The 16,139-nt window shown below is 53.9% G+C and carries 17 protein-coding genes; 15 read left to right on the top strand and 2 right to left on the bottom strand.

Annotated elements, in window-relative coordinates:
- The first annotated feature begins 64 nt into the window (after positions 1 to 64).
- Positions 65 to 1,177 carry a methyl-accepting chemotaxis protein gene (locus KI228_RS19300; protein ID WP_072200586.1) on the top strand — a complete coding sequence of 371 codons (1,113 nt, stop codon included), beginning with the start codon at positions 65 to 67 and terminating at the stop codon, positions 1,175 to 1,177.
- A 74-nt stretch (positions 1,178 to 1,251) separates the two neighbouring features.
- Here KI228_RS19300 and fbp read toward each other — a convergent pair whose 3' ends face one another.
- A complete protein-coding gene (gene fbp, locus KI228_RS19295; protein ID WP_042999215.1) occupies positions 1,252 to 2,250 on the bottom strand; it encodes a class 1 fructose-bisphosphatase in 999 nt (332 codons plus the stop codon).
- A 175-nt stretch (positions 2,251 to 2,425) separates the two neighbouring features.
- On the opposite strand from fbp, the gene mpl reads away from it, so the two are divergent.
- Entirely contained in the window at positions 2,426 to 3,805 is a 1,380-nt protein-coding gene (gene mpl, locus KI228_RS19290) for a UDP-N-acetylmuramate:L-alanyl-gamma-D-glutamyl-meso-diaminopimelate ligase (protein ID WP_042999216.1), read from the top strand.
- A gap of 74 nt (positions 3,806 to 3,879) precedes the next feature.
- A protein-coding gene (locus tag KI228_RS19285; protein ID WP_099433379.1) for an IS3 family transposase occupies positions 3,880 to 5,243 on the top strand; the annotation gives its coding sequence in 2 pieces (ribosomal slippage) (positions 3,880 to 4,348 and positions 4,348 to 5,243; 1,365 coding nt in all).
- Between the two features lie 64 nt (positions 5,244 to 5,307).
- Here KI228_RS19285 and yjgA read toward each other — a convergent pair.
- Entirely contained in the window at positions 5,308 to 5,859 is a 552-nt protein-coding gene (yjgA, locus tag KI228_RS19280; RefSeq protein WP_042999217.1) for a ribosome biogenesis factor YjgA, read from the bottom strand.
- A 95-nt stretch (positions 5,860 to 5,954) separates the two neighbouring features.
- Between yjgA and pmbA the strand changes: the two genes are divergently transcribed.
- The 12 genes from pmbA to KI228_RS19220 all read left to right on the top strand — a co-directional run bounded on the left by pmbA (position 5,955) and on the right by KI228_RS19220 (position 16,130).
- Positions 5,955 to 7,307 (top strand): metalloprotease PmbA, encoded by a 1,353-nt coding sequence (gene pmbA, locus KI228_RS19275; protein WP_061069565.1) that lies wholly within the window; start codon positions 5,955 to 5,957, stop codon positions 7,305 to 7,307.
- Between the two features lie 53 nt (positions 7,308 to 7,360).
- Positions 7,361 to 7,747, top strand: a complete 387-nt coding sequence (gene cybC / locus KI228_RS19270) for a cytochrome b562 (RefSeq protein ID WP_042999219.1) — start codon at positions 7,361 to 7,363, stop codon at positions 7,745 to 7,747.
- A gap of 110 nt (positions 7,748 to 7,857) precedes the next feature.
- Positions 7,858 to 8,358, top strand: coding sequence for a DUF2726 domain-containing protein (locus KI228_RS19265; RefSeq protein ID WP_141227656.1), 501 nt, complete (start codon positions 7,858 to 7,860; stop codon positions 8,356 to 8,358).
- A gap of 305 nt (positions 8,359 to 8,663) precedes the next feature.
- Positions 8,664 to 9,002, top strand: coding sequence for a glycine dehydrogenase (locus tag KI228_RS19260; RefSeq protein ID WP_061069567.1), 339 nt, complete (start codon positions 8,664 to 8,666; stop codon positions 9,000 to 9,002).
- Between the two features lie 11 nt (positions 9,003 to 9,013).
- Entirely contained in the window at positions 9,014 to 9,376 is a 363-nt protein-coding gene (locus KI228_RS19255) for an SFCGS family glycine-rich protein (protein ID WP_012134368.1), read from the top strand.
- A gap of 2 nt (positions 9,377 to 9,378) precedes the next feature.
- Positions 9,379 to 9,678, top strand: a complete 300-nt coding sequence (locus KI228_RS19250) for a DUF4312 family protein (RefSeq protein WP_042321633.1) — start codon at positions 9,379 to 9,381, stop codon at positions 9,676 to 9,678.
- Positions 9,679 to 9,700: 22 nt separating this feature from the next.
- On the top strand, positions 9,701 to 10,477 hold the full coding sequence (locus KI228_RS19245) for a DUF4311 domain-containing protein (RefSeq protein ID WP_042321636.1): 777 nt from the start codon (positions 9,701 to 9,703) through the stop codon (positions 10,475 to 10,477).
- Between the two features lie 11 nt (positions 10,478 to 10,488).
- A complete protein-coding gene (locus KI228_RS19240; protein WP_042999222.1) occupies positions 10,489 to 11,133 on the top strand; it encodes a DUF4310 family protein in 645 nt (214 codons plus the stop codon).
- 97 nt (positions 11,134 to 11,230) lie between these two features.
- Positions 11,231 to 12,364: an amidohydrolase/deacetylase family metallohydrolase gene (locus KI228_RS19235; protein WP_061069568.1), complete on the top strand. Its 1,134-nt coding sequence runs from the start codon at positions 11,231 to 11,233 to the stop codon at positions 12,362 to 12,364.
- A complete protein-coding gene (locus tag KI228_RS19230) occupies positions 12,348 to 13,466 on the top strand; it encodes a DgaE family pyridoxal phosphate-dependent ammonia lyase (protein WP_061069569.1) in 1,119 nt (372 codons plus the stop codon). Before KI228_RS19235 ends, KI228_RS19230 begins: the two co-directional genes overlap by 17 nt.
- Positions 13,463 to 14,203, top strand: a complete 741-nt coding sequence (dagF, locus tag KI228_RS19225) for a 2-dehydro-3-deoxy-phosphogluconate aldolase (RefSeq protein WP_061069570.1) — start codon at positions 13,463 to 13,465, stop codon at positions 14,201 to 14,203. Before KI228_RS19230 ends, dagF begins: the two co-directional genes overlap by 4 nt.
- A gap of 16 nt (positions 14,204 to 14,219) precedes the next feature.
- Entirely contained in the window at positions 14,220 to 16,130 is a 1,911-nt protein-coding gene (locus tag KI228_RS19220; protein WP_061069571.1) for a BglG family transcription antiterminator, read from the top strand.
- Positions 16,131 to 16,139: the final 9 nt, after the last annotated feature.

The raw sequence follows: 16,139 nt of genomic DNA, 5'->3' as shown, positions 1-16,139 counted from the left end.
AACACCTAAACTTTTTCCGGTTGTTGTCGATAGTTTCTGTATATCTTACAACCGGAAAATAACGATGCCAAAATCCCTCTCCCTACGAAATACCCTGTTGGTTTTATTGTCGCTTATTACCCTGTTATTGCTGCTAACAGGCAGCATGGGGATTTACGCCTCCACGCGAATCATTACCTCATGGATTTATTACGGAGTGATGACCGCGACGACGCTGACGGCCATCGCCCTGTTGGCGGTGGTCTGGCTGTTATTGCGTAATAAACTGCTGAAACCGCTCGATAATGTGGTTGAACAACTGGAACGCCTGGCGACGGGAGATTTGTCGGCGGCAGAAAGCCGTTATGCCAGCGCCGAGTTTAATCGCCTGCAGGCCGCGCTTGAAGGGATGCGCATGGCGCTGAGTGAATCTGTCAGACGCGTTCGCGATGCCAGTTCGCAGATAGACACCGGCAGTCGTGAACTGACGGCGGGCAATATTCATCTGGCGACACGCACCGAATCGACGGCGACCTCGCTGGAACAAACTGCCGCCAGCATGGAGGAGCTTACCGCAACGGTGAAACAGAATGCGGAAAACGCCGATCAGGCGCATCAACTGGCGAAATCGGTTTCTGATACCGCCGATCGCGGCAGTGAAATGGTCTGTTATGTCATTGAAAAAATGCGCGACATTTCCGGGAGTGCTAATCGTATCGCCGATATTCTTGGCGTGATCGACGGGATTGCGTTCCAGACCAATATTCTGGCGCTGAACGCCTCGGTTGAAGCGGCGCGCGCGGGAGAGCAGGGACGCGGTTTTGCCGTGGTGGCGGGCGAAGTGCGCAATCTGGCCAGCCGTAGCGCGGAGGCCGCAAAAGAGATTCGTACGCTGATTGGCGACTCGCAGTCACAGGTGGGAGAGGGCAGCGATCTGGCGATGCAGGCAGGCGAAACGATGGATGAGATTGCCAGCGAAGTCATGCGGATGACCAAACTGATGCGGGAAATCGCCAGTGCGTCGCAGGAGCAGAGTCGCGGTATCGAACAGGTGAATATCGCGGTGAGTCAGATGGATGAAACGGCGCAGCAGAATGCGGCGCTGGTACAACAGTCTTCTGCGGCAACCCGTTCCCTGGAAGAGCAATCGCATGCGCTGATTGAAGCGATGGCGTCGTTTAAATTGCAGACCGCCTGACAGAAAAACGCCTCTCCGGGGAGAGGCGTTTAGCGTGTAGGCTGGATAAGCGTCAGCTCCATCCGGCAAGAGTTTTACGCGTCCGGGAATTCCCGGATAAAGCGTTCTACATCTTCAACCATATGGTTGTTGCCGACGAAGAACGAACGACGCTGGTGCAGGCTTTCCGGCGTGATATCCAGAATACGCTCTTTCCCGTCGCTCGCCTTGCCGCCCGCTTGCTCCGCAAGGAATGCCATTGGGTTGCACTCGTACAGCAGACGCAGTTTACCGTCCGGGTGGCTGGCGGTGCTTGGGTAAAGGTAGATCCCGCCTTTCAGCAGGTTACGATGGAAGTCAGCAACCAGTGAGCCGATGTAGCGCGAGGTATACGGGCGCTGCGTGGATTTATCCTCTTCCTGGCAGAACTTGATGTACTTCTTCACGCCGTTCGGGAATTTGATGTAGTTGCCTTCGTTAATGGAGTAGGTGTTGCCTTTCTCCGGGAAGCGCATCCGCTCCTGACACAGGCAGAACACACCCAGCGACGGATCGTAGGTAAAGGCGTGGACGCCGCAGCCGGTGGTGTAAACCAGCATGGTGGAAGAGCCGTAAACCACGTAACCCGCAGCAACCTGCTTGTTGCCTGGTTGCAGGAAATCTTCTTCCGTGACCGGCGTGCCGACAGGCGTCACGCGGCGGTAGATAGAGAAAATGGTCCCGACAGAGACGTTAACATCGATGTTGGACGATCCATCCAGCGGATCCATCAGCACCACGTATTTCGCGTGTTCACAGCCTTCGAAAACGACGATTTCATCTTCTTCTTCAGAGGCAATACCCGCGACAATATCACGCGCCTTGAGTGCAGCTTTCAGTTTTTCGTTCGCGAACAGGTCGAGTTTCTGCTGAACCTCACCCTGTACGTTCTCAGCACCGCTGGCACCCAGGATATCGACCAGACCGGCCTTGTTGATATCGCGGTGGATGATCTTGGCGCCCAGCTTTATTGCCGACAACAACGCAGTGAGCTCACCTGTAGCATGAGAGAACTCGTGCTGCTTCTCGACAATAAATTCACCTAACGTTTTCATAACACTTTCCCTGCAATTAATATGGAGTAAAGCGACCGTAACAATCTTAACAAATATTTCAGTGGCTGCGCTCAGGTGAATCGCGCCAGCAAACTACGGATTATCCTGAAATGCGTTTCTCACTTGGCTGACATATGCGTAAAATGCCCCCTGGGTTAAATTAGGATAGTGACGTATGCGCATTCATATTTTGGGAATTTGTGGCACGTTCATGGGCGGTCTGGCGATGCTGGCGCGCTCGCTCGGTCATGAAGTAACGGGTTCGGACGCCAATGTGTATCCGCCGATGAGTACCTTGCTTGAGAATCAGGGCATTGATTTGATTCAGGGTTATGACCCCAGTCAACTCGACCCGCAGCCGGATTTGGTGATCATCGGCAATGCCATGACCCGTGGGAATCCGTGCGTTGAGGCGGTGCTGGAGAAAAACATTCCGTTCATGTCCGGCCCGCAGTGGCTGCATGATTTTGTGTTGCGCGATCGTTGGGTGCTGGCCGTTGCGGGAACGCACGGTAAAACCACGACCGCCGGCATGGCGACCTGGATTCTGGACGCTTGCGGTTACAAACCCGGTTTTGTGATTGGCGGCGTGCCGGGGAACTTTGACGTTTCTGCGCGTCTGGGCGAAAGCAACTTTTTCGTGATTGAAGCGGATGAGTACGACTGCGCCTTCTTTGATAAACGATCCAAATTCGTACATTACTGCCCGCGTACGCTGATCCTCAATAACCTTGAGTTTGATCATGCGGATATCTTTGACGATCTGAAAGCGATCCAGAAGCAGTTCCACCATCTGGTCCGCATTGTGCCTGGGCAGGGGCGGATCATCTATCCTGAGCACGACATTAACCTGAAGCAGACGATGGCGATGGGCTGCTGGAGCGAACAGGAGCTGGTGGGCGAGCAGGGCCACTGGCAGGCGAAAAAGCTGAACGTCGATGCTTCTGAATGGGAAGTGTGGCTGGACGGTGAAAAGGTCGGCGACGTGAAGTGGTCGCTGGTCGGTGAGCACAACATGCACAACGGTCTGATGGCAATCGCCGCAGCCCGTCATGTTGGCGTCCAACCGGCGGATGCGGCTCAGGCGCTGGGATCATTTATTAATGCCCGTCGCCGCCTGGAACTGCGCGGTGAAGCAAACGGCGTCACGGTGTACGACGATTTTGCTCATCACCCAACGGCGATTCTGGCAACGCTGGCGGCGCTGCGCGGAAAAGTAGGCGGCACGGCGCGCATTATCGCCGTGCTGGAACCGCGTTCCAACACCATGAAGATGGGGCTGTGCAAAGACGACCTGGCACCGTCATTGGGCCGCGCAGATGAAGTGTATCTGCTGCAACCACCGCATATTCCGTGGCAAGTCGCGGAAGTGGCGGACGCCTGCATTCAGCCTGCTCACTGGAGCGGGGATGTGGATACGCTGGCAGAGATGATCGTGAAAACGGCGCAGCCGGGCGATCACATTCTGGTGATGAGTAACGGCGGATTTGGTGGAATTCACCAGAAACTGCTGGATGGTCTGGCGAAGAAAGCCGAAGCGGAAGCTGAAGAGTAATAAAAATGCCCGGTGGCGCTGACTGGACTGCACCCCAAAAGTTGGACACTCAACTGAGTAAGGTGCAGTTTTTTATGGCAAAGCCAAAATATTCCCCTGAAACAAAACTGGCTGTGGTTAATCATTATTTGTCCGGAAAAGACGGAGAAGAGCGTACAGCCGACCGTTTTGGTGTTGAAAGAACTTCCGTCCGTCGCTGGGTCAGGGCGTGGCAACTCCACGGTATGGAAGGGCTGTCAGGGAAAAATAAACATCATTCAGCTGAATTTAAACTCGTCGTCGTCCGGGCGGTTATCCGTGACCACCTGACGATGCGTGAAGCAGCTGCCCGGTTTAATCTCTCTGCAGAAACGCTTGTCCGACACTGGGTCTGCGTGTACAACGATGCCGGAGCGGAAGGACTGCTAAACATTCAACGCGGGCGGCCTGGAAAAATGACAAAACAAAAAATCCCCCCATCCCCTACAGATAAAGAACTGGAAAAACTCTCCCCCGAAGAACTCCGGGCTGAACTCCGTTACCTGCGGGCAGAGAATGCCTATCTAAAAAAGTTGAAGGCCTTGGTTCAGAGCGAAAAAAACGGCAGCAAGCCCTGATAATCAGTGAACTGAGGCATAAGCACGCTCTGCGAGACCTCCTGCGCGCGGCAGGCATGTCCCGCAGTACATGGTATTACAATATGAATGCCCTGAAGCAGGTGGACAGGCATGCCGGGCTGAAAGATAAAATCCGTGAGATATACGCCTGGCACAAAGGCCGTTATGGCTACCGCAGGATCACGCTTTCGCTGAGAAAGCAGGGTCTGCTGGTGAACCATAAAACCGTGCAGCGGCTGATGACAGAGCTGTCGCTCCGGTCTCTGATAAGGGCGAAGAAATACCGCTCATGGAAGGGGGAAACAGGCAAGGCAGCCCCCAATATCCTGAGCAGGAACTTCAGTGCATCAAAAGCCAATGAAAAATGGGTTACGGATGTTACAGAGTTCTCGCTGCAGGGTAAAAAGCTGTACCTGTCGCCGGTACTCGATCTTTTTAACCGGGAAATAATCTCCTACAGCCTGTCGGAAAGGCCGGTGATGGAGATGGTTAATACCATGCTGCGGGATGCGTTCTTAAAGCTCGGACCAGACGACGCCCCCTTGCTGCACACAGATCAGGGCTGGCAATATCGGATGGCAGGCTATCAGGCAAAGTTAAAGGCGCAGGGCATGACGCAAAGTATGTCCCGAAAAGGAAACTGTCTGGATAATGCCGTGATGGAAAACTTCTTCGGGACGCTGAAATCGGAGTGTTTTTACCTGAGTCAGTTCAGCAATATCAGCGAACTGAGGAAGGCGATAGAGGATTATATCCGTTACTACAACAACGAGCGGATAAGCCTGAAACTAAAAGGCCTGAGTCCGGTAGAGTACCGGGCCCAGGCTCTGAAGGCCGCTTAATATAAACTGTCCAGATTTATGGGGTCAGTCCATGACGCTTACCGGGCCTATTTAGCGTACGGGATTACTCTTCGTTTTCCGCCAGTTCGCGCAGATACTGGAAGATCTGACGTGCGGACTTCGGCGGCTTATTCCCTTCTTTCTCTTTCTTCGCATTGCGGATCAGCGAGCGTAACTGCTGACGATCGGCGTGCGGCCACAGATTCAGCACCTCTTCTACCGCGTCATCGCCTTCATCGATCAGACGATCGCGCAGATGCTCAAGCTTGTGAAACAACACCACTTGCTGGTTGTGGCGGTTTTTCAACTTATCCAGCGCCTGACGGATAGGATCCACCTCGCGTTGGCGCAGCAATTTACCAATCAACTGCAACTGACGGCGGCGACCTTCCATCTTGATACGCTGGGCCAGCTCAATGGCGGCACGCAGGTCCGCATCAAGCGGGATTTTGTCCAGCGCGTTTTTCCCCAGATCCACCAGTTCCGCGCCCAGGCGTTTTAGCTCCTCGGCGTCGCGTTTAATTTCACTTTTGCTGACCCAGATAATTTCATCGTCTTCGTCTTCGATGTCATCACCGGGAACGTCGTCGAGCCAGTCTTCGGGCTGCTTTGTCATGTCAGGCTCCTTAAAAAAAGAGGCTAATGTTACCAGTTAAGATGCGCACTGAAAAACGGTTCTCTGTTAGACTTCAAAGAAACTCTCTCTACATTATGGCATTTGCGATGAAAGTAATCTCACAAGTTGAAGCGCAGCGTAAGATTCTGGAAGAAGCAGTTTCGACAGCGCTGGAGTTAGCCTCAGGCAAATCGGACGGGGCGGAAGTCGCCGTAAGCAAAACGACCGGCATCAGTGTCAGCACCCGTTATGGTGAAGTGGAGAATGTCGAATTCAATAGCGATGGTGCGCTGGGGATTACCATCTACCATCAGAACCGTAAAGGCAGCGCCTCATCGACCGATTTAAGCCCACAGGCGATTGCCCGTACCGTCCAGGCGGCGCTGGATATCGCGCGCTACACTTCACCGGATCCGTGCGCCGGTGTGGCCGACAAAGAACTGCTGGCTTTTGACGCGCCGGATCTGGACCTGTTCCACCCGGCTGACATTTCCCCGGACGAAGCCATCGAACTGGCAGCGCGTGCTGAACAGGCCTCTTTGCAGGCCGACAAACGCATCACCAATACGGAAGGCGGCAGTTTTAACAGCCACTATGGCATTAAAGTGTTCGGCAACAGCCACGGTATGTTGCAGGGCTATTGCTCCACCCGCCATTCACTGTCCAGTTGCGTAATTGCCGAAGAAAACGGCGATATGGAGCGCGATTACGCCTACACCATTGGTCGCGCGATGGGCGATCTACAAACGCCGGAATGGGTAGGCGCAGACTGTGCTCGCCGCACGTTATCCCGCCTGTCTCCGCGTAAACTCTCGACCATGAAAGCGCCGGTGATTTTTGCTAACGAAGTGGCGACCGGGCTGATTGGACATCTGGTTGGCGCAATTGCGGGCGGTTCGGTGTACCGCAAATCCACGTTCTTGCTGGATTCGCTGGGCAAACAAATTCTGCCTGAATGGCTGACCATTGAGGAGCATCCGCACCTGCTGAAAGGACTGGCCTCCTCACCGTTTGACAGCGAAGGCGTGCGCACGGAACGTCGTGACATTGTGAAAGACGGCGTTCTGACTCAATGGCTGCTGACCAACTACTCCGCACGTAAGCTGGGGCTGAAAAGCACCGGTCATGCGGGCGGCATTCATAACTGGCGTATTGCCGGACAAGGACTGAACTTTGAGCAGATGCTTAAAGAGATGGGCACCGGTCTGGTGGTCACTGAACTGATGGGCCAGGGCGTGAGCGGCATTACCGGGGATTATTCCCGCGGCGCAGCCGGTTTCTGGGTTGAAAACGGGGAAATTCAATACCCTGTGAGCGAAATTACCATCGCCGGAAATTTAAAAGAGATGTGGCGCAATATTGTGACGATTGGTAACGATATTGAAACACGTAGCAATATACAGTGTGGTTCAGTACTGTTGCCGGAGATGAAAATCGCCGGGCAGTAAACATCCATGGCGCGACCTGCCGCGCCATAACAATAAAAAAAAGGAAGTGAGCAATGCGTAAACATCTGTTAGCAATCATCGCAGCTTCAACGTTAGTTTTGGGCTCTTCCGTGTTCGCCGCTGATCTGGAAGATAATATGGAAACGCTTAACGATAACCTGAAGGTAATCGAAAAAGCGGATAACGCGACGCAAGTGACCGATGCGTTAACCAAAATGCGCGCCGCTGCGCTGGACGCGCAAAAAGCGACGCCGCCAAAACTGGAAAGCAAGGCCTCAGATAGCCCGGAAATGAAAGATTTCCGTCATGGTTTCGACATTCTGGTCGGCCAGATCGACGGTGCGCTGAAGCTGGCAAACGAAGGGAAGGTCAAAGAAGCGCAGGCCGCGGCGGAACAATTCAAAACCACCCGCAACGCGTATCACAAGAAGTATCGTTAATTAGTAATAAGGCGGTGATTTCACCGCCTTATTCGTTTATTCTTTATTTAAATCCCTTTTCTATTATTCAAAAAATTTATAGGTAAACGACTTTACTAAGGAAAAGTATAATGGAATATGCGATATTTATCGTTGTAGCATTGTTTGTTATTTTCTTCGTGAATAAAAAAACCGCCAAGAAGAAATATTTAAATTATATCGATCCGACGAATCAGTTATCCATTGTTGCTCAGGGTGACTTTTATAAGCGTAAGCTTATGAATAAAGAGGAATCATACCTTTACAGAAAGCTTGAAAACACGATAAAGAGAAACAAATTAGAACATATGGTTTTTGCTCAGGTAAGTTTTGGAGAAATTATAGGCTCGAAAGATAAAGCGGCCTATGGTTGTATTAACAGCAAACGTGCTGACTTCGTTATCGTTACGCGATATGGCGATCCTCTTGCGGTTTTTGAATATCAGGGCGGTGCTCATTATCAGGGAAATGCCATTCAACGTGATGCAGTTAAAAAAGAAGCTTGCCGTAAAGCTGGTATCGCCTATTTTGAAATTACGCCTGGATATAGTGACAGTGATATTGATATATGTTTGAAACGTATCACGGTTTAATACCTTAACTTATGTCCCAGACACTCAAAAATGTTCTGGGTCATAAGGCATTCTTATCAAGAACCTCAATCCCCTCCTGAAGTCACAATTTTGCTTTTTTTTTAACGCTCGTAAATTCGTAGTCAGAGCTAATAATCTGTGAATAAAATCACACTTTTCCAGCGATAAATCATCAAAACCCCCTTTTCTGTGAAACACATCACTATTGCCACTCGCCTTTCCACTTCGAAGTGGAAAACAACTCGCTACAAACTTTTTACCCCCACCGCTAGTTTTAACTCAGAGCCATTAACGGGGTAAGACGAGTGAATAACGGAGCAGTAATGAACGACATGGGGGAACAGGTGGCGCAGATTGGTGAACTGGCCGATCGCATGCTGGCGCAAGTGTATGCCTTGCTGCGTGAACATCACATCATTCCCAACGCCGTACAGGAACAAATGCTGACGTCTCACGTTCGCGCCATGGCGCACCGGTCGGTGACCGGCGAGCCTTTGCCGCAAGTGGAAGCCAGTTTGTTTGATGAAATTTCAGCCGACTCAATGGCGCTTGCCCGCGACGTGGTCGCAGCGTTTGGCAACCTTCCCGAGGAAGAAGCCTGGCTGCTGTCCGTCCACTTTGAAGTCGCGAAAGACAACCTTTAAGGAGCAACAACATGGAACAGATTACAGTCGTGATTGGCGATCGTCTGGGTAAAGGCCAGAAAGTGGCGGCAGGCGTCGAGAAAGCCGGTGGTCGTGCGGTGGTAGTACCGGGCGTTGCCGCGGATATGAAACTGGGGGACGTGATGAAAGCGGAAAACGCCACGTTCGGCATCTCTTTTTGCGGCAGCGGCGGCGCGGGCGCCATCACTGCACAGAACAAATACGGTTACAAAGCCAAATACGGGATGCGCTCTGTGGATGAAGGCGTAACGGCGATTAACGAAGGCTGCAACGTGCTGGGGTTCGGCTTTATGGATAAAGAAGAGCTTGGCGAGCGCCTGGTCCAGGCGTGGCAGAAAAAATACGGCGCGTAAGTATGAAAGAACAATTCACCACAACGGTGAGAGTCACCGGTAAAGGCGAAGCCAAAGCGCGCGCCTTTGCCGATGCCCTGAACCACGTTCAGGCCGCGGTCATGAAGGCATCGCCGCACATTTTACTGCGTATTGAGCCACAGGATGTGCAGGTTGTTCAAGCGCGTGAAGCGGTGCGCAAAGAAGCGTTTTTGTTCTTCTTTCTGCGCCGGGAACGACGCACTTACAGCGTGGAGCTGGATGTGACCGTCAACGTGACAGCCATCAATCTGGACAAGGTGGATTTTGTCTCGCAACGCTGATTCTTGTTAAGAAGGCATAATTATGTTCCTGATAATTTTAATAAAATCGCTCATCATCGGTGCCCTCGTCGGCGTGGGTGTGGGGGCCGGGGCTGCACGCATGTTTCATGCGCCTACCACACAGGGGATGGGTGCGTTTCGAACTCTGGGGGAACTGAATTCCTGCGAAGGGGATCCGGCTTCTCACTTCTCGTTTGGTCTGGGCTTTTTCTTCAACGCCTGGGCCTCATCCGTTGCGGCGGGCTCGTTCACACAGGACGTGGATCACCGCATCATTCCTAACTGGGGCGCGGCAGCGCTGATGATTAAAAACCGCAATGTCGGTGAAACGCTGCATGACCCGAAAAAGATGGCGATTGCCTGCGGCATCATCGGCATGATCGTCGTGACCTTCCTGAACCTCACAGCCTCTTCCGTACCGGAAGCGTTGCAGGTGACCGCCGTTAAGGTGCTGGTCCCTGCGGCAAACCTGCTGGTCAACACCGTGATGCCGGTGATCTTCTGGCTGGCGGCGATCGACGCGGGTAAGAAATCAGGCTTCTGGGCAACCGTTTTCGGCGGCGCGGCACAGTTGATCATGGGTAACGCCGTACCGGGTCTGGTCCTCGGCATCCTGATTGGTAAAGGCGTTGAAGAGAGCGGCTGGAACCATGTGACCAAAGTGATGATGGCGGCCATCGTTCTGCTGTTCGTCCTGAGCGGCTTCTTCCGTGGCTTCGACATGAAGATGATCGAATCCTTCCACATGACCGTGCCGAACTGGCTCGAACTGATCCACAACTCGCTTAGCGGCAAATAACGGAGGCCACAATGGAACAGAATAAAGGTTTTTGGTTTGCCGACTGGTCGTTCCCGATCTTCGTTGGCTTGCTCTCCTCCGGCGTGTTTGCCGGGACGCACATGTACTACCTGTACGGGATTGGCGCGTTTAACGAAGTGGCGTTCGTGGCGATGCTGAAAGCGGGGATTGATACCGGATCGTACGGCGCAGTGGCCGCGTTTGGTGCCAGCTTCCTGTTCGCCCGCATTATCGAAGGCTCCCTGGTGGGGATTCTGGATATCGGCGGTGCGATTCAGACCGGCGTTGGTCTGGGGGTTCCGGCGCTGTTGTTGGGCGCAGGCATTGTGTTCCCGGTTGAGAACTTTATCGCTTCTCTCGCTACGGGGCTGGCGATTGGCCTGGCGATTGGTTACGTCATTATCCTGGCGCGTAAGTTCACCATCAATCAGAGTGACTCGACCTACGGGGCGGACGTGATGATGGGGGCCGGTAACGCCTCGGGGCGTTTCCTCGGCCCCTTGATCATCCTCAGCGCGATGACGGCGTCGATCCCTATCGGCGTGGGTTCTTTGGTCGGCGCACTGCTGTTTTACATCTGGCAGAAACCGATCACCGGGGGCGCTATCCTTGGCGCCATGATTTTAGGTTCAATCTTCCCGATTGCGATTAGCTAATTACCTGATGGCAAAGCGCTTATCAGGCCTACGGATAAGCGCGTCTTTGTTGGCCGGATAGGGTGGTTACGCCGCTATCCGGCAAAAGGAGAGAGACATGTTTGATTTACTCCTTCGCCGTGCGCGTCTGGTTGACGATACGGTCTGTGATATCGCCCTGAAGGACGGCAAAATCGCCGCGTTAGGCGAGATAAACGACCCGGCGGTGAAAACCGTTGAGCTCAACGGCGAGTACTACGTCAGCGCCGGATGGATTGATTCCCACGTTCACTGTTATCCAAATTCCCCGATTTATCACGACGAACCGGACAGCGTAGGCATTGCCACCGGCGTGACGACCGTGGTGGATGCGGGCAGTACCGGTGCCGATGATATTGATGATTTCTATACCCTCACGCGCGACGCCGCGACGGAAGTCTATGCACTTCTGAATATCTCCCGCGTCGGGCTGATTGCACAAAACGAACTGGCGAATATGGCCAACATCGATGCCGACGCGGTACAGCAGGCGGTGAAACGCTACCCTGATTTCATCGTCGGCCTGAAAGCGCGTATGAGCAGCAGCGTGGTGGGTGAAAATGGCATCACGCCGCTGGAACGTGCCAAAGCGATGCAGCAAGCGAACGGTGATTTGCCCCTGATGGTCCACATTGGCAATAACCCGCCGGATCTGGATGAGATCGCGGAGCGCCTGACGGCGGGCGATATCATCACCCACTGCTACAACGGAAAACCCAATCGCATTCTGACGCCGGAGGGTGAACTGCGCGCCTCGGTCACCCGGGCGATTCAGCGCGGCGTGCGTCTGGACGTCGGGCACGGCACGGCCAGCCTGAGTTTTGCGGTGGCGAAACGTGCCATCAGCTTAGGCATTCTGCCGCACACCATCAGTTCTGATATCTATTGCCGCAACCGTATTAACGGCCCGGTGCATTCGCTGGCGAATGTGATGTCGAAATTCCTCGCCATCGGGATGTCGCTGCCGCAAGTCATCAACTGTGTGACGGCGAATGCCGCCGACGGCTTGCGTCTGAAATCCAAAGGTCGCCTCCAGCCAGGTCTGGACGCTGACTTAACCCTCTTTACGCTGAAGCGTCAGCCAACCGTGCTGATCGATGCCGAAAATGACAGCTTACAGGCTGAAAAACTGCTGGTGCCGCTTGCCGCAATACGTGCGGGCAAGGGCTATATGACCGAACAAGGGAGCGCGGAACATGCCTTCGATTTTTGAGAAATACCATTTAAAGCAGGTAATTAATACCTCCGGACGAATGACGGCGCTGGGCGTGTCCACGCCGCGCCCGGAAGTGGTGGAAGCGGCGATGGCCGGTATGAACCAGTACTTTGAGATGAAAGATCTGGTGAATAAAACCGGGGAATACATTGCGAAGCTGCTGGATGTGGAAGGGGCGACGGTGGTTTCCTGTGCGTCTGCGGGCATTGCTCAGTCGGTGGCCGCCGTGCTGGTCCAGGACAGCGACTGGTTGCTGGAGAACCTGCACGTCACACCGATTGAGAATAACGAAATCGTGTTGCCGAAAGGGCACAACGTTAACTTTGGTGCGCCGGTTGGCACGATGGTGGCGCTGGGCGGTGGCAAGCTGGTGGAAGCCGGATATGCCAATGAATGCTCTGCCGCACAGCTGGCGGCGGCAATCACCCCACGCACGGCGGCGATTCTTTACATCAAATCCCACCACTGCGTACAAAAAAGCATGCTCAGCGTTGAGCAGGCCGTCGTCGTGGCGCGTAAACACAATCTGCCGCTGATTGTTGATGCGGCGGCGGAAGAAGATCTGCAGTGCTACTACCGTTCGGGGGCCGATCTGGTGATCTACAGCGGCGCGAAGGCGATCGAAGGCCCTACCAGCGGACTGGTCATCGGCAAAACCCAGTACGTCGAGTGGGTGAAACGCCAGACGGCGGGTATTGGTCGGGCGATGAAGGTCGGCAAAGAGGGGATTCTCGGCCTGACCTGTGCCATTGAACTCTATTTGAATGCGCAGAAAGAGAGCGGCGCGGAGATGGTGGAAAAAATGTCGCCGTTTATTGATGCGCTGAATGCGCTCAACGGTGTGACCGCTCGCGTGGTGTGGGACAGCGCGGGACGGGATATCGCCCGCGCAGAAATTAAGTTTGATGAAGCTGTTACCGGCATCGCGACAGGCGAACTGGTGGAAGCCCTCAAGCAGGGTGAATACGCGATTTACTTCCGTGGTTACAAAGCCAACGAAGGAATTATTGAAGCAGATGTGCGCAGTGTTGATCGTGCACAGTTGGACATTGTGGCGCACCGGATTGGCGACGTGATTAATCAGGAGAAACAAGCATGAAATTGACCCCGAACTTTTATCGCGATCGCGTCTGCCTGAATGTACTGGCCGGCTCGAAAGAGAACGCGCGTGACATTTACGACGCGGCGGAAGGTCATGTGCTGGTGGGTGTACTCTCCAAAAATTACCCGGATGTCGAAAGCGCGGTGGCGGATATGCGTGACTACGCGGCACTTATCCACAATGCGCTCTCCGTAGGGCTGGGGGCGGGCGATCCGAACCAGTCGGCGATGGTCAGTGAAATCTCTCGCCAGGTTCAGCCGCAACACGTCAACCAGGTGTTCACCGGCGTGGCAACCAGCCGCGCCCTGCTCGGGCAGAGTGAGACGGTGGTCAACGGTCTGGTATCGCCGACTGGTACGCCTGGTCTGGTCAAAATTTCCACCGGGCCGCTGAGTAGCAAAGCGGCGGACGGCATTGTCCCGGTCGAAACGGCTATCGCGCTGCTGAAAGATATGGGCGGTAGCTCGATCAAATACTTCCCGATGGGCGGTCTGAAATGCCGTGACGAGTTTAACGCGGTGGCTGAAGCCTGTGCGTGTCATGATTTCTGGCTGGAGCCAACCGGCGGGATCGATCTGGAAAACTACGCTGAGATTCTGCAAATTGCCCTCGACGCGGGCGTCAGTAAAATCATTCCTCACATTTATAGTTCTATTATTGATAAGGTAAGCGGAAACACCCGTCCGGACGATGTGCGCCAGTTGCTGGCGCTGACCAGGGCGTGTGTAGGTTAAAAACGAGGAGAGTGATGTGCGATTCCCCAACCAACGTTTGGCGCAACTGTTTACGATGTTGCAAAACGAGACGCTGCCGCAGGATGAGCTGGCGCAGCGGTTGTCGGTTTCCACACGAACTGTTCGTGCTGATATTACAGCGCTCAACGCCCTGCTGACTCAGCACGGCGCGCAGTTTATCCTCAGCCGGGGCAACGGTTATCAGCTCAGGATCGATGACCCGGCAAGCTATCAGTCCCTGCAATCGCAGCAGCCCAGCGCGCTGCGAATTCCGCGCACCAGTCAGGAACGCGTACATTACCTGATGGTACGTTTTCTGACATCCGCCTTTTCTCTCAAACTCGAAGATTTAGCTGATGAATGGTTTGTCAGTCGGGCGACGCTACAAAACGACATGGCAGAAGTGCGTGAATGGCTGCAACGCTATCATTTGACGCTGGAAACGCGTCCGCGCCATGGCATGAAACTGTTCGGCAGCGAGATGGCGATCCGCGCCTGCCTGACCGACCTTCTCTGGACGCTGGCGCAGCAGGATCCCGCTAATCCGCTGGTGACCGAAGAGGCGCTGTATGCCGGGGTGCCATCGCAGCTTCAACCGCTGCTTGAGGAGATTTTCAATCGCTTCCATATTCGCCTTACTGACGAAGGCGAGTTGTTTTTACGTCTGTACTGCGCGGTCGCGGTACGCCGTATCAGCGAAGGGTATCCGTTGTCGGAATTCACCAACGAAGAGGTGGAAGAGAACGTGTGCCTGGCGGCGCGTGAGATTGCCGCTGTCGTGCAGCATCTGGCAAATCATCCGCTGTCGGTGTCGGAAGAGAACTGGCTGAAGGTACATATCGCGGCGCGGCAGGTGCAGGAGATTGCGCCCAGTGCGATCAATGCCGACGACGAGGAAGCGCTGGTCAATTACATCCTGCGGTTTATCAACAGCCAGTACAACTATAACCTGTTGAATGATAACCAGCTTCATGCGGATTTACTCACTCACATCAAAACGATGATCACCCGGGTGCGCTATCAGATCATGATCCCGAACCCGCTGCTGGAGAACATCAAGCAACACTATCCCATGGCATGGGATATGACCCTGGCGGCAGTCTCCAGTTGGGGTAAATACACCCCTTACGCCATCAGCGAAAACGAGATCGGCTTTCTGGTGTTACACATCGGCGTTGGGCTTGAACGTAGTTACAACATCGGTTACCAGCGGCAGCCAAAAGTTCTGCTGGTCTGCGACACGGGAAATGCGATGGTGCGGATGATTGAAGCGGTACTGGCGCGCAAATATCCGCAGATCGAGATTGTAAACACGCTGACGCTGCGTGATTACGAACAGCGCGAGAGTATCGCGGAGGACTTTGTGATCGCCACGGCGCGGATCGGTGAGAAAGACAAGCCGGTCGTGCAGATCGCTCCGTTTCCTACCGACTATCAACTGGAGCAGATCGGTAAGTTAGTGCTGGTAGACAGAACCCGTCCGTGGATGCTGAACAAATACTTCGATGCCGCGCATTTTCGTATTATCGAAGGCGAGATGGACCAGCAGACGCTGTTTAAAACCTTGTGCGATCAGTTGCAGCGTGAAGGATTTGTCGACGCGGAATTCCTCGATTCGGTGGTGGAACGTGAGGCGATTGTCAGCACGATGCTCGGTGACAGCATTGCGCTGCCGCACGCCCTCGGACTGCTGGCGAAAAAAACGGTGGTCTACACGGTGCTCGCCCCGCAGGGTATCGCCTGGGGGGACGAAACCGCACATGTGATCTTTTTACTCGCTATCAGTAAAAGCGAGTACGAAGAGGCAATGGCCATCTACGATATCTTTGTCACTTTCCTGCGTGAACGCGCTATGACGCGACTGTGCGGCAGCCAAAACTTCGCCGAGTTTAAAGCGGTGGCAATGGAGTGTGTGAGTCGTTTTTGATGGGAGGGG

The organism is Citrobacter amalonaticus (assembly GCF_018323885.1).
Lineage (GTDB): Bacteria > Pseudomonadota > Gammaproteobacteria > Enterobacterales > Enterobacteriaceae > Citrobacter_A > Citrobacter_A amalonaticus.
This window is presented reverse-complemented; position numbering and strand designations above follow the sequence as displayed.

What these genes read in the sequence shown, in the direction of transcription:
- KI228_RS19300 (WP_072200586.1), top strand. Translation starts at nt 65, where the DNA reads ATGCCAAAATCCCTCTCCCTACGAAATACCCTGTTGGTTTTATTGTCG.
- fbp (WP_042999215.1), bottom strand. Translation starts at nt 2,250, where the DNA reads ATGAAAACGTTAGGTGAATTTATTGTCGAGAAGCAGCACGAGTTCTCT.
- mpl (WP_042999216.1), top strand. Translation starts at nt 2,426, where the DNA reads ATGCGCATTCATATTTTGGGAATTTGTGGCACGTTCATGGGCGGTCTG.
- yjgA (WP_042999217.1), bottom strand. Translation starts at nt 5,859, where the DNA reads ATGACAAAGCAGCCCGAAGACTGGCTCGACGACGTTCCCGGTGATGAC.
- pmbA (WP_061069565.1), top strand. Translation starts at nt 5,955, where the DNA reads ATGGCATTTGCGATGAAAGTAATCTCACAAGTTGAAGCGCAGCGTAAG.
- cybC (WP_042999219.1), top strand. Translation starts at nt 7,361, where the DNA reads ATGCGTAAACATCTGTTAGCAATCATCGCAGCTTCAACGTTAGTTTTG.
- KI228_RS19265 (WP_141227656.1), top strand. Translation starts at nt 7,858, where the DNA reads ATGGAATATGCGATATTTATCGTTGTAGCATTGTTTGTTATTTTCTTC.
- KI228_RS19255 (WP_012134368.1), top strand. Translation starts at nt 9,014, where the DNA reads ATGGAACAGATTACAGTCGTGATTGGCGATCGTCTGGGTAAAGGCCAG.
- KI228_RS19250 (WP_042321633.1), top strand. Translation starts at nt 9,379, where the DNA reads ATGAAAGAACAATTCACCACAACGGTGAGAGTCACCGGTAAAGGCGAA.
- KI228_RS19245 (WP_042321636.1), top strand. Translation starts at nt 9,701, where the DNA reads ATGTTCCTGATAATTTTAATAAAATCGCTCATCATCGGTGCCCTCGTC.
- KI228_RS19240 (WP_042999222.1), top strand. Translation starts at nt 10,489, where the DNA reads ATGGAACAGAATAAAGGTTTTTGGTTTGCCGACTGGTCGTTCCCGATC.
- KI228_RS19235 (WP_061069568.1), top strand. Translation starts at nt 11,231, where the DNA reads ATGTTTGATTTACTCCTTCGCCGTGCGCGTCTGGTTGACGATACGGTC.
- KI228_RS19230 (WP_061069569.1), top strand. Translation starts at nt 12,348, where the DNA reads ATGCCTTCGATTTTTGAGAAATACCATTTAAAGCAGGTAATTAATACC.
- dagF (WP_061069570.1), top strand. Translation starts at nt 13,463, where the DNA reads ATGAAATTGACCCCGAACTTTTATCGCGATCGCGTCTGCCTGAATGTA.